The organism is Roseomonas sp. TS2 (genome assembly GCF_058833935.1).
The window spans coordinates 1-11,491 of record NZ_JCACVY010000145.1; the positions used below are offsets into that span (position 1 = coordinate 1).

Sequence of the window (11,491 nt, forward strand, 5' to 3'; positions counted from 1 at the left end):
GACGCCTGTCAGGCTCGTGCTCATGGGTGGCTCGGGGGCGGGAAAGGCGGCAAGGGCAAAGGCGATCCTGTCTGCCGCGCCGGGCCATGGCGCGGGGCACCCGACCCTAGAGCAGATCGCCCCCGCCCGGAACGCCCGATGCCGGGACGAGCCGCAGCCGCAACGCTCGCGCGGGGCAGCCGGACGGATGGCTTTACGGCCGTAACGTTCCGGGCCTAGCTAGGACCATTCCCCTGCATGGAACGCCCGATGCCTGAACTGCCCGCGGTCGACGCCCTCCATCTCCGCAACCCCGCCGCCCTGTTGCTGGACCAGGTCTCGCGGGAGCTCTCGCCGGAGGATGGCATGTTCCACGGCAATGCCGAGCACTACCTGAGCTGCGGGGCATCGGCCTACAACGTCATCTCCGCCGCCCTGGACCTGTCGGGCGTCCGGCCGCGGTCCATGCTGGATTTCGGCGCGGGCGCCGGGCGGGTGACGCGCTGGCTGCGGGCGGGCCATCCGCAGGCCGCCATCGCCACCACGGATATCCGCCCCCGGGACATCGCCTTCTGCCAGGCCGCCTTCGGCACCCGCTCCTGGCTCTCCGGCATCGACATCGACCGGCTGTCCGCGCCGGAGACCTACGACCTCATCTGGGTCGGGTCGGTCATCACGCACCTGTCCGAGGAGAACTCGCTCCGCCTGATGCGGAAGCTGTTCTCCTGGCTCAATCCGCTCGGCCTCCTCGTGGTCAGCCTGCATGGCCGCTTCGTGCAGCACCGGGCGGCGCAGTTCGACCATTACGGCGTGGGCGCCGGGCGCTGGGCCGACATCGAGCGGGACTACGCGGCGCGCGGCTTCGGCTATGCGGACTATCCCGGCCAGGAAGGGTACGGCATCTCGCTGTGCTCGCCCGCCTGGATGGCCGCGGCGGCCGAGCGGGTCGCGGGCGCCAGGGTCGTCCTCTTCAGCGAGCGCGCCTGGGACGGCCACCATGACGTGGTGGCGCTGCAGAACCGGCCGGTGACGGGACAGTCCGGCTGACGCCCCGCGGCCGGGCGGCGGCGGCGGCAGCCCCGTCCGGCCGATTTCCGGATGAGGCTGTGGCCAGCCCCGCCGGCCGGTGTCTATGCTGCCTCCCTGCAACGCAGGGGCGCGCCGATGCAGCCGCCCCGCATATGGGAGAACAACCAAGAATGACGCGACGCCCCCTGCTGGCGGCGCTGCTGGGCCTGTGTGCCCTGTCCGCGCCGCTGTCCCGCCTCTCCGCCCAGACCGCCGACCGCCCCTTCCCCGACCGCGCCATCAGCCTGGCCACCGGCTACGCCCCCGGCGGCTCCACCGACATCGCCGCCCGGCTGCTGGCCGAGCGGCTCGGCGTGCACCTGGCCGGCCCCGGCGGCGAGCCGGCGCGGGTGGTGGTGGAGAACCGCCCCGGCGCCGCCGGCGTCGTCGCCAGCGAGTGGCTGCGCCGCCAGCCGGCGGATGGCCACACCATCATGCTGGTCGAATCCGGCTCGCACGGCATCGCCCCATCCGCCCTGGTGGGCGGCACGCGCTACGACCCGGTGAAGGACTACACCCAGCTCGCCGTGCTCGGCACCGGGCCGCTGGTGATCATCGCCAGCCCGGACTTCCCGCCGCGCGACGCGAAGTCGCTGCTCGCCGCGCTGCGCGAGGCGCCGCCCGAGAGCATCACCTACGCCTCCTCCGGCGTGGCGACGCCCAACCACCTGGCCTCGGAGATGCTGGCGCTGACGCTCGGCGCGCGCTTCGTGCACGTGCCCTACCGCAGCGGCGGGCAGCAGGTGCAGGCCATCCACCAGGGCCAGGGGCAGTGGGGGGTGGCGGTGCTGGCCTCGGCGGCCGGGCAGATCCGCGGCGGGCTGGTGCGCCCGATGGCGCTGACCGCGCCCGAGCGCTTCCCCACCTTCCCCGAGATCCCGACCCTGGCCGAGAGCGGCCTGCCCGGCTTCGACCTGCAGACCTGGAACGTCATCCTCGGCCCGCCGGACATGCCGCCCGCCGTGGTGGCGCGGCTGAACAAGGCGATCAACGCGGCGCTGGGCGAGGAGGCCTTCCGCAACCGGCTGATCGAGACCGGCGTGGCGCCCTGGCGCCAGGCCAACAGCCCGGCCGACGCCCGCGCCTTCCTGGAGCGCGAGGTCGCCAAGTTCAAGGACGTGGTGCAGCGCACGGGGGTGAAGCTGGAGCAGTAGGGCGGCGGGGCGGGCGGCGGCGCCACACGCCGCTTCCGCCCATGGCCCCGGATGCTCTAAACCCCGGCCATGACCGTCCTCGCCATTCGTGACCTGACCATCCGCATCGCCGGCCGCCCGCTGCTGGAGAATGCCGAGCTGATGGTGGACCCCGGCCGCAAGATCGGGCTGGTGGGGCGCAACGGCGCGGGCAAGTCCACGCTGCTGCGCGCCATCACCGGCCAGTTGCAGCCCGATGGCGGCGAGATCCGCCTCTCCGCCCGCGCCCGCATGACGCATGTGGCGCAGGAGGCGCCGGGCGGCAGCCAGGACCTGCTGGAGACGGTGCTCGCCGCCGACACCGAGCGCGCCGCCCTGCTCGCCGCGCTGGAGACGGAGAGCGATGGCGCGCGGCTGGCCGAGATCCACGAGCGGCTGATCGCCATCCGCGCCGACAGCGCCCCCTCCCGCGCCGCCATCGTGCTCTCCGGCCTCGGCTTCGACGCGGCGGCGCAGGCGCGCCCCGTGGGCGAGTTCTCGGGCGGCTGGCGGATGCGCGTGGCGCTGGCCCAGGCGCTGTTCCTCGAGCCCGACATCCTGCTGCTCGACGAGCCGACCAACCACCTCGACCTCGAGGCCACCATCTGGCTGGAGGGGTGGCTGGCGCGCTTCCCCGGCGCCGCCATCGTCGTCAGCCACGACCGCGGGCTGCTGCAGCGCTGCGTCGATTCCATCGCCCATCTCGACCGGCAGAAGATCACCCTCTACCCGGGCGGCTTCGACAATTTCGTGCGCATCCGCACCGAGCGCGCGGCGCAGCTCGCGGCCCAGGCCGAGAAGGTGGCGGCGCAGCGCGCGCACATGCAGTCCTTCGTGGACCGCTTCCGCGCCAAGGCCACCAAGGCCCGGCAGGCGCAGTCCCGCCTGAAGGCGCTGGAGAAGCTGCCCGAGATCGAGACGGTGGTGGAGGACGCCCCCACCCGCTTCGCCTTCCCCGAGCCCTCCGAGCTGGCACCGCCGATCCTCGGCCTCTCCCGCGTCGCCATCGGCTATGACGGGCGGCCGATCCTGCGCGAGCTGAACCTGCGGCTGGACCAGGAGGACCGCGTGGCCCTCCTCGGCGCCAACGGCAACGGCAAGTCCACGCTCGCCAAGCTGCTGGCCGGGCGCCTTGCGCCGCTCGCGGGCGAGGTGCAGCGCGACCGGCGCCTCAAGGTCGGCTACTTCGCGCAGCACCAGGCGGAGGAGCTGGACCTTGCCGGCACCCCCCTCTCCCACATGCAGGAGGCGCTGGGGCCGAAGGCCACCGAGACGCAGTGCCGCGGCCAGCTCGCCCGCTTCGGGCTGGACGAGGAGCGCGCCACGACCAAGATCGGCGCCCTTTCCGGCGGCGAGAAGGCGCGGCTGCTGCTGGCGCTGTGCACGCGCGACGCCCCGCACCTGCTGATCCTCGACGAGCCGACCAACCACCTCGACATCGACGCGCGCGACGCGCTGGTGAAGGCGCTGGCCGGCTTCGGCGGCGCCGTGGTGCTGATCACCCACGACCCGGACATGGTGACGCTGGCGGCCGACCGGCTCTGGCTGGTGGCCGATGGCAAGGTGACGCCCTTCGAGGGCGACCTCGACGACTACCGCGCCCACCTGGCCGAGCGCGCCCGCGCCGCCCGCGCCGCCGCCGGCGGGGGCGCCGCCGATGCCGGCGCCACCCGGCGCGACGAGCGGCGCGAGCGGGCCGAAAACCGCCAGGCCCTCGCCCCCCTGCGCCAGCGCGTGGCGAAGGTGGAGGCCGAGATGGCGAAGCTCCAGAAGGAGGCCGCGCTGCTGGAGCGCAAGCTCGGCGACCCGGACACCTATGCCCGCTTCAAGGCGGAGGACATCGCCTGGGCCACCCAGCGCCAGGGTGCCATCGCCAAGCAGGTGGCGGCGCTGGAGGAGGAGTGGCTCGAACTGCAGGAGAAGCTGGAGGCCGCCTGAAGGCGGCCTCCGCCCCGCCGCCCTACCGGCCGCGCTGGTTCTCGATGGTGTTGTGGGTGGTCCGCTCCGGCGCGGCGTCGGTCGCCCCCGGCCGCCGGCGCTCGATGTCGCCGGGGCTCTGGCCCTTCGGCCCGCCATGGGCGTGGCCGCGGCTGCCATGCGGCGCGTCGTCGGTGGGCCGGCCGAGCTGCGCCGCGGCGTCGGGGTCGAGCGACAGGCGCTGCGCCATCTCCGCCTCGTCCACGCAGGCATCGGCCGCCTGCGCGGCGGGCATGGAGAGCCGCACGACGCCGCCCTCCAGCCCGGCCACCGTGCTGCGCGGCAGGTAGCGGTGCCGCCCGCCCGCCGTGGGGTCGTTGCGGGCGAGCTTGATGTAGTCGCCCTCCACCCGGTCCACCACGCCGAAGGCCTGGCCGTCGCTGCCCACCACGGGCATGTGGTCCTGCACCTCGCCCTGCTCGATCTTCGCTGCGTTGACCATCCGGATTCTCCCTGTTGCCGCGGCCATGGCGGCGCTTCGGATCGAAGGTCCCGCCCGTGCAGCACACTCTCGCGCAGGCGGGTCTGCGCCGGGCCGCGGATCAGGGAGGAAACGGCGCCCCCCCGCGCCGGTTCCGGCAAGGGCCCTCGCCACCGCCCCTCTTTCACAGCCCTTTTCCACGGAGCAGCGCATGACCCCGCCTCCCGGCCCCGACCGGCTCCACCGCGCGGAGGCCGCCCTGGTGCTGGCCCTGGCGGGCGTGTTCCTGCTGCTGGGGGCGCTCTTCCTGGCCGCGCCCGGCGTGGGGGCGGCGCTGTTCGGCCTTCCCGCCCCGGGCGCCGAGGCGCTGGCCTGGGTGCGCACGGTGGCGCTGCGCGACCTGGCGCTCGGCCTCTACCTCGCCGGGCTGTGGTGGCTGGGCAGCCGGCGGGGGCTGGGGGTGGTGCTGGCCGCCACGGTGGTCATCCCCCTGGGCGACATGCTGATGGTGTTCCTCTGGCATGGCGGCGCCACGCCGTGGCTGCTGCCGCACGCGGCCAGCGCCCTCGCCACCGCCGGGTTGGGGGGCTGGCTGCTGCGCCGGCCGCGAGGGCTGCCTCCCGGCCCGGAAAAGGTGGAGAATTCTTCACATGAAAGGCGGTTCACCCGGCGGTGAAGCCTTGCCTATGGTGGCCGCCGAGAACGAGAACCGCAGGGAAACGTCGCCGGGACATGCCCGCCCACCTCCGCGCAGGCCCGCATGGCTGAGGCACAGCACGCCTTCCGCAGCGCCGTCAGGGCGCGCGGGCGCGCGCCCGTGCGCCGCTGGACCCTGCGCGGCACCGGCCGTTCCTCCGAGGGTGCCCGACAACCCGCGTGACGCCGCGCGCGCCTGAACCCGGCGCCGCGCCCACCCCTGCCTCCCCTCGACCTCACCGCAGCGACCGCGCGGCCGCCCCGCCCTGCGTCCCGGCTTCACGTGCCGGGCCCTGGCGGGCGCGTGGCCGCCTGCGCGCCGCCCACCGGGAATGACTGTCCATGCTGGAGAATCTGGCGCTCGGCTTCGATGTCGCGCTGTCCTTCCAGAACCTGTTCTTCGCCTTCCTCGGCGCGCTGATCGGCACCGCCATCGGCGTGCTGCCGGGGCTCGGCCCCACCGCCACCATCTCCCTGCTGCTGCCGCTGACCTTCGGGCAGGAGCCGGTGACGGCCATCATCATGCTCGCCGGCATCTACTACGGCGCGCAGTATGGCGGCTCCACCACGGCCATCCTGCTCAACCTGCCGGGCGAGATCTCGGGCGTCGTCACCGCCATCGAGGGCCACCAGATGGCCAAGCAGGGCCGCGCCGGCGCCGCGCTGGCGGCGGCGGCGATCGGCTCCTTCTTCGCCGGCACCGTCTCCACCGCCGTGGTGGCGGCGGCGGGGCCGGCGCTCACCTCGGTGGCGCTCTCCTTCGGGCCGCCGGAATACTTCGCGCTGATGGCGCTCGGCCTCGTCGTCTCCTGCGTGCTGGCGCAGGGCAGCGTGTTCAAGGCGGTGGCCATGGTGGTGCTGGGCGTCATGCTCGGCCTCGTCGGCACCGACATCCAGACCGGCCAGCAGCGCTTCACCTTCGGCGTGCCGGAGCTGGCGGACGGCATCAACTTCGTGGCGCTGGCCATGGGGCTGTTCGGCGTCTCCGAGATCATCCTGAACCTGATCAACCCGGAGAACCGCGAGGGCACGGTGGCCAAGCGCGGCCGGCTGTGGCTGACGAAGGAGGAGTGGCGCTACGCCGCGCCGGCCAGCGTGCGCGGCACGCTGCTCGGCACCATCCTCGGCATCCTGCCCGGCGGCGGCGCCTCCATCTCCTCCTTCGGCTCCTACATGCTGGAGCGCAAGATCACCCGCCGGCCGGAGCGTTTCGGCAAGGGCGCCATCGAGGGGCTGGCGGGGCCGGAGAGCGCCAACAACGCCGGCGCGCAGAGCGCCTTCATCCCGCTCCTCACCCTCGGCATCCCGTCGAACTCGGTGATGGCGCTGATGGTGGGCGCGCTGATCATCCAGGGCATCCAGCCCGGGCCGCGCATGATCGAGGCGCAGCCGGAGCTGTTCTGGGGCCTCATCGCCTCGATGTGGGTGGGCAACCTGATGCTGCTCATCATCAACCTGCCCATGGTCGGGCTGTGGGTGCAGCTGCTGCGGGTGCCCTACAAGTTCATGTACCCGTCGATCCTGGTGTTCTGCTGCATCGGCGCCTACAGCCTGAACAACAGCGTGTTCGACATCTACGTGATGATCGGCGCCTCGGGGCTGGGCTACGTGCTGACGCGGCTGGGCTGCGAGACGGCGCCGCTGCTGCTGGGCTTCGTGCTGGGCCCGATGATGGAGGAGCATCTCCGCCGCGCCATGCTGCTCTCGCGCGGGGACTGGATGACCTTCGTCGAGCGGCCGATCAGCGCCTCGCTGCTGGCCGTGGCGGCGATCGCCCTGGCGCTGATGATCTCGCCCTCCATCCGCCGCAAGAAGGACCAGGCGCTGGCCGAGGAAGCCGCCTGAGCCGGGCGCTGGGCCGGGGCGCGCCTCCGGCGCGGCGCCCCTTGGCGGCGGCGCCCGGCCATGGGATTGAGCGGACAACGCCAAAGCCCCATGGGAGAGGGAACCGCCGCCATGCAACGCCGCACCTTGCTGCTTTCGGGGCTGCACTCGGGCCTCGCCGCCACGGCCCTCGCCGCCACCGGCCTCGTCGGCACCGGCCTCGCCCGGCCGGGGCTGGCCCGCGCCCAGGCTGCCACGCCGCTGCGCATCATCGTCCCCGCCCCGCCCGGCGGCCCCACCGACATCCTGGCCCGCGCCCTGGCCGAGCGCGCCCAGCCGGCGCTCGGCCGCCCCGTGGTGGTGGACAACCGCGCCGGCGCCGGCGGCATCATCGGCACCGAGGCGGCGGCGCGCAGCGCGCCGGATGGCGACACCATCGTGCTCGGCCACAACCAGACCCATGCCAGCAACCAGGCGATGATGGCCCGCCTGCCCTACCATGTGTCCGAGAGCTTCGCCCCCGTGGCCAAGCTGGCCACTGTGCACCACGCACTGGTGGTGCCGGCCAGCTCCCCCTCCGCCACCCTCGCCACGCTGATCGCGCGCGGGAAGCAGGGGCGGCTGACCTACGCCTCCTCGCAGGCCGGCTCGGCCAGCCATGTCATCGCCGAGACGCTGGTGCGGCGGGAGAAGCTGGACGCCACCCACGTGCCCTACCGCGGCGCCGCGCCGGCCGCGACCGACACGGTGGCCGGCATCGTCGATTTCTACATCGCCACCTTCCCCTCCGTCGCCGGGCTGGTGCGGGACGGGCGGCTGCGCGCGCTGGAGATCGGCGCCCCCGCCCGGCTGGCGGACTTCCCCGACGTGCCGACGGCGGCCGAGGCGGGCGCGCCCTACCTGGCGGTGGATGCCTGGTTCGGCCTGTTCGCCCCCGCCGGCACGCCGGACGCCGCCATCCAGCGCATCGCCCGCGCCATGCTGGACGCGCTGGGCGAGGCGGAGGTGGAGGCGCGGCTGATGGCCGCCGGCTTCACGCTCGACCCGCTGCTGCCCGCCCCCTTCGGCGCGTTCCAGCGCCAGGAGATCGCCCGCTGGGCGGAGATGGTGAAGCTCACCGGCGTGACGATGGAGGGCTGAGGCGCCCCAGGGACGGAAGCCAGGGGCGCACGCCAGGGACACAGCCAGGGCGCGGGAGGCCTGGGGCGCGCCCCGCCCCGCTCCAGCCTCCCTTTGCCGTCATGCGCGCAATGCGGCCATGGGCGGTGGCGATCCGCGCCACCCCCTGCTATACGGCCAGCCGCAGAAACCGCCGGCCCCCGCTTCGGCGGCGAGAGGGATTCTGGATCATGGCGCGACGCCGGCAGCTCTATGAAGGCAAGGCGAAGGTCCTGTTCGAGGGGCCGGAGCCCGGCACCCTGGTGCAGTACTTCAAGGATGACGCGACGGCCGGCAACGGCGCCAAGAAGGGCGTCATCACCGGCAAGGGCGTGCTGAACAACCGCATCAGCGAATACCTGATGACGCGGCTGGCCGAGATCGGCGTGCCGACGCACTTCATCCGCCGCCTGAACATGCGCGAGCAGCTGATCCGCGAGGTGGAGATCATCCCGCTCGAGGTGGTGGTGCGCAACGTCGCCGCCGGCAGCCTGGCCAAGCGCCTGGGCCTCCAGGAAGGCACCCGCCTGCCGCGCTCCATCGTCGAGTACTACTACAAGAACGACGGGCTGCAGGACCCGATGGTCTCCGAGGAGCACATCACCTGCTTCGGCTGGGCCTCCACCCAGGATCTCGACGACATCGTGGCGCTGACGCTGCGGGTGAACGACTTCCTCTGCGGCCTGTTCCTCGGCGTCGGCATCGTGCTGGTGGACTTCAAGCTGGAGTTCGGCCGGCTCTACGAGAATGACGAGATGCGCATCGTCCTGGCCGACGAGATCAGCCCGGACAATTGCCGCCTGTGGGACGCCAACACCGGCGAGAAGATGGACAAGGACCGCTTCCGCCGCGACCTGGGCAAGGTCGAGGAAGGCTACCAGGAGGTGGCGCGCCGCCTCGGCATCCTGCCCGAGGCCGGGCTGCGCGACCTCAAGGGCCCCGAGGTGATGCAGTGACCCCCTCCGCAGCGGAGCAGACCATGAAGCTGATCGTCACCGTCATGCCCAAGAACGGCGTGCTGGACCCGCAGGGCAAGGCCATCGGGCACGCGCTCGGCACGCTGGGCTTCGAGGGCGTGGGCGAGGTCCGCACCGGCAAGGTGATCGAGCTGGAGCTGGCGGGCAGCGACCCCGCCGCCGCGAAGGCCCAGGCCGAGGAGATGGCCCGCAAGCTGCTGGCCAACACCGTCATCGAGAGCTTCAAGGTGGAGCTGGCCTGAGGGCCGGCCCCGCCCGGCGGCCGGAGTAGGGCACGGATGGTCAAGGCCTCCCTCTTCCTGATGGCCCTGCTCACCGTGCTGATCGGCATGGGGCTGCGCTGGCGGCAGGACCGGCTCAACCCGGTCCGTGCCGAGGGCCGCGCCGAGAGTCGCGCCCGCGCCCGCCGCCCCGGCCTGCTCGCTCGCGGCAAGGCCCGGCTCGATCTCTGGATCACCGCCGCCGCCATCGCCTCCGTCGCCACCATCCTGCTGATGGGCGGCCTGCACTGGATCCGGGTCTGGCTGCAATGAGCCGCGCCCGCGCCCTCCTCCCACCTTCGCGCGCCGAGGCCGTCACGCCATGAACGCCGTCATCCTCCTCTTCCCCGGCACCAACCGCGAACGCGACATGGCCATCGCGCTGCACAAGGCCACGGGGCGCAAGCCCGCCATCCTGTTCCACCAGGAGACCAGCCTGCCCGCCGGCACCGACCTGGTGGTGCTGCCCGGCGGCTTCTCCCATGGCGACTACCTGCGCTGCGGCGCCATGGCGGCGCGCTCGCCCATCATGCCGGCGGTGCGGGACTTCGCGCAGAAGGGCGGCCATGTGCTGGGCGTCTGCAACGGCTTCCAGATCCTCACCGAGGCCGGGCTGCTGCCGGGCGCGCTGCTGCGCAACGCCTCGCTGCGCTTCCTCTCGATGGACTGCCACCTGCGCGTCGAGACCACCCGCAGCCCCTTCACCGCGCGCTGGCAGAAGGGCGAGACCTTCCGCGCCCCCATGGCGCATGGCGACGGCAACTACTTCTGCGATGACGAGACCCTGGCGCGCCTCCAGGCCGAGGACCGCGTCGCTTTCCGCTACGCCACCGCGCAGGGCGATGCCACGGCCGAGGCCAACCGCAACGGCGCGCGCGACAACATCGCCGGCATCCTCAGCGAGAACCGCCGCATCCTCGGCATGATGCCGCACCCGGAGGATCTGGTGGACCCGCTGATGGGCGGCACCGATGGCCTGCCGCTGTTCGAGAGCATCACCGAGGCCCTGGCCACCGCCTGAGCCGGGCGCGGCGGGCGCGCCCCGCCGCCCTCAATCCTCGCCGTCTTCTTCCTCTCCGGGCGCCCCCGCCACCTCGAAGGCGGCCACCACATGCGCCAGGTTCACGGTGGCGCGGGGCCGCCCGGTGCGGGCCAGCAGCACCGGCTCCGGCACCACCACCCCTTCCGCCTCCGTCTCCATCAGCATTTCCACGTCGAGCAGCACCTGCCCGCCGGGCGAGAGGTGCACCGCCTCGATCCGGCTGATCAGCATGGTCTGCCCGGTGGATAGCAGCAGGCCGAACTTCCACTCGTCGGCCAGCATGCGGCCGGCGAACCATGCCGGCATCACCTCGCCAAGACGCAGGTCGTCGGGCCCGTCGATGGTTGTCCAGCTCTCGTCCATGCACAACCTTAACTTGTGCTTTATGGCGGAACAATGCCCCCATCTTGGGCATTCCAAGACATTTTCGCAGCTTCCCGCCCCAATCCGCGTTGTCCACGCATCGCCACTGACCAAGGACACGCCTCATGGGCCAGAAGACCCTGCCAGAGCTTTCCGAGCGCATGCGCCAGATCGACATCGCCATGCTCGCCACCCACACCGAGGGCGGCGCCATTGCCAGCCGCCCCATGAGCAACAATGGCGACGTCGATTATGACGGCCACTCCCACTACTTCTCCTATGGCGATGCCCGCACCGTCAGCGACATCGAGGGCAATCCGAAGGTCACCCTCTCCTTCCAGGGGCCGAAGCGCTTCGCCGTCGCCGTCGAGGGCAAGGCCACGCTGATCCGCGACAAGGCCGCCTTCCGCGAGCACTGGACGCCCGAGCTGGACAAGTGGTTCGAGCAGGGCATCGACACGCCCGGCATCGTGCTGATCCGGGTGGATGCCGAGCGCGTCCACTACTGGGACGGCACCGAGCAGGGCGAGCTGACCCCCTGAGCCGCGCCTTCT

13 protein-coding genes are annotated in these 11,491 nt (G+C 72.7%); 11 read left to right on the forward strand and 2 right to left on the reverse strand.

Annotated elements, in window-relative coordinates:
* Nucleotides 1-249: 249 nt before the first annotated feature.
* From ACZJYS_RS18400 to ACZJYS_RS18410, 3 genes are all read left to right on the forward strand, one after another.
* A complete protein-coding gene (locus tag ACZJYS_RS18400; RefSeq protein WP_493179864.1) occupies nucleotides 250-1,026 on the forward strand; it encodes a class I SAM-dependent methyltransferase in 777 nt (258 codons plus the stop codon).
* Nucleotides 1,027-1,178: 152 nt separating this feature from the next.
* Nucleotides 1,179-2,201, forward strand: a complete 1,023-nt coding sequence (locus tag ACZJYS_RS18405; protein WP_181378291.1) for a Bug family tripartite tricarboxylate transporter substrate binding protein — start codon at nucleotides 1,179-1,181, stop codon at nucleotides 2,199-2,201.
* Between the two features lie 69 nt (nucleotides 2,202-2,270).
* Entirely contained in the window at nucleotides 2,271-4,157 is a 1,887-nt protein-coding gene (locus tag ACZJYS_RS18410) for an ABC-F family ATP-binding cassette domain-containing protein (protein WP_109519027.1), read from the forward strand.
* 22 nt (nucleotides 4,158-4,179) lie between these two features.
* Here ACZJYS_RS18410 and ACZJYS_RS18415 read toward each other — a convergent pair whose 3' ends face one another.
* A complete protein-coding gene (locus ACZJYS_RS18415; RefSeq protein ID WP_109519028.1) occupies nucleotides 4,180-4,638 on the reverse strand; it encodes a DUF2171 domain-containing protein in 459 nt (152 codons plus the stop codon).
* 190 nt (nucleotides 4,639-4,828) lie between these two features.
* Here ACZJYS_RS18415 and ACZJYS_RS18420 point away from each other — a divergent pair, with 190 nt between their 5' ends.
* The 7 genes from ACZJYS_RS18420 to purQ all read left to right on the forward strand — a co-directional run bounded on the left by ACZJYS_RS18420 (nucleotide 4,829) and on the right by purQ (nucleotide 10,553).
* Complete coding sequence (locus ACZJYS_RS18420) at nucleotides 4,829-5,293, forward strand: DUF4267 domain-containing protein (protein ID WP_181378292.1); 465 nt, start codon at nucleotides 4,829-4,831, stop codon at nucleotides 5,291-5,293.
* A gap of 362 nt (nucleotides 5,294-5,655) precedes the next feature.
* A complete protein-coding gene (locus ACZJYS_RS18425) occupies nucleotides 5,656-7,158 on the forward strand; it encodes a tripartite tricarboxylate transporter permease (RefSeq protein WP_109519030.1) in 1,503 nt (500 codons plus the stop codon).
* Between the two features lie 111 nt (nucleotides 7,159-7,269).
* Nucleotides 7,270-8,277, forward strand: a complete 1,008-nt coding sequence (locus ACZJYS_RS18430; RefSeq protein ID WP_493179865.1) for a Bug family tripartite tricarboxylate transporter substrate binding protein — start codon at nucleotides 7,270-7,272, stop codon at nucleotides 8,275-8,277.
* A 209-nt stretch (nucleotides 8,278-8,486) separates the two neighbouring features.
* Nucleotides 8,487-9,251, forward strand: a complete 765-nt coding sequence (purC, locus tag ACZJYS_RS18435) for a phosphoribosylaminoimidazolesuccinocarboxamide synthase (RefSeq protein WP_109519032.1) — start codon at nucleotides 8,487-8,489, stop codon at nucleotides 9,249-9,251.
* Nucleotides 9,252-9,274: 23 nt separating this feature from the next.
* Nucleotides 9,275-9,514: a phosphoribosylformylglycinamidine synthase subunit PurS gene (purS, locus tag ACZJYS_RS18440; RefSeq protein ID WP_379635713.1), complete on the forward strand. Its 240-nt coding sequence runs from the start codon at nucleotides 9,275-9,277 to the stop codon at nucleotides 9,512-9,514.
* 36 nt (nucleotides 9,515-9,550) lie between these two features.
* Nucleotides 9,551-9,805 carry a hypothetical protein gene (locus ACZJYS_RS18445; RefSeq protein ID WP_109519034.1) on the forward strand — a complete coding sequence of 85 codons (255 nt, stop codon included), beginning with the start codon at nucleotides 9,551-9,553 and terminating at the stop codon, nucleotides 9,803-9,805.
* A gap of 49 nt (nucleotides 9,806-9,854) precedes the next feature.
* Complete coding sequence (gene purQ, locus ACZJYS_RS18450) at nucleotides 9,855-10,553, forward strand: phosphoribosylformylglycinamidine synthase subunit PurQ (RefSeq protein ID WP_493179866.1); 699 nt, start codon at nucleotides 9,855-9,857, stop codon at nucleotides 10,551-10,553.
* A gap of 30 nt (nucleotides 10,554-10,583) precedes the next feature.
* On the opposite strand, the gene ACZJYS_RS18455 is transcribed toward purQ, so the two are convergent.
* Entirely contained in the window at nucleotides 10,584-10,937 is a 354-nt protein-coding gene (locus ACZJYS_RS18455; protein ID WP_109519036.1) for a hypothetical protein, read from the reverse strand.
* 125 nt (nucleotides 10,938-11,062) lie between these two features.
* Between ACZJYS_RS18455 and ACZJYS_RS18460 the strand changes: the two genes are divergently transcribed.
* Nucleotides 11,063-11,479 (forward strand): pyridoxamine 5'-phosphate oxidase family protein, encoded by a 417-nt coding sequence (locus ACZJYS_RS18460; protein WP_493179867.1) that lies wholly within the window; start codon nucleotides 11,063-11,065, stop codon nucleotides 11,477-11,479.
* The last annotated feature ends 12 nt before the right edge of the window (nucleotides 11,480-11,491 follow it).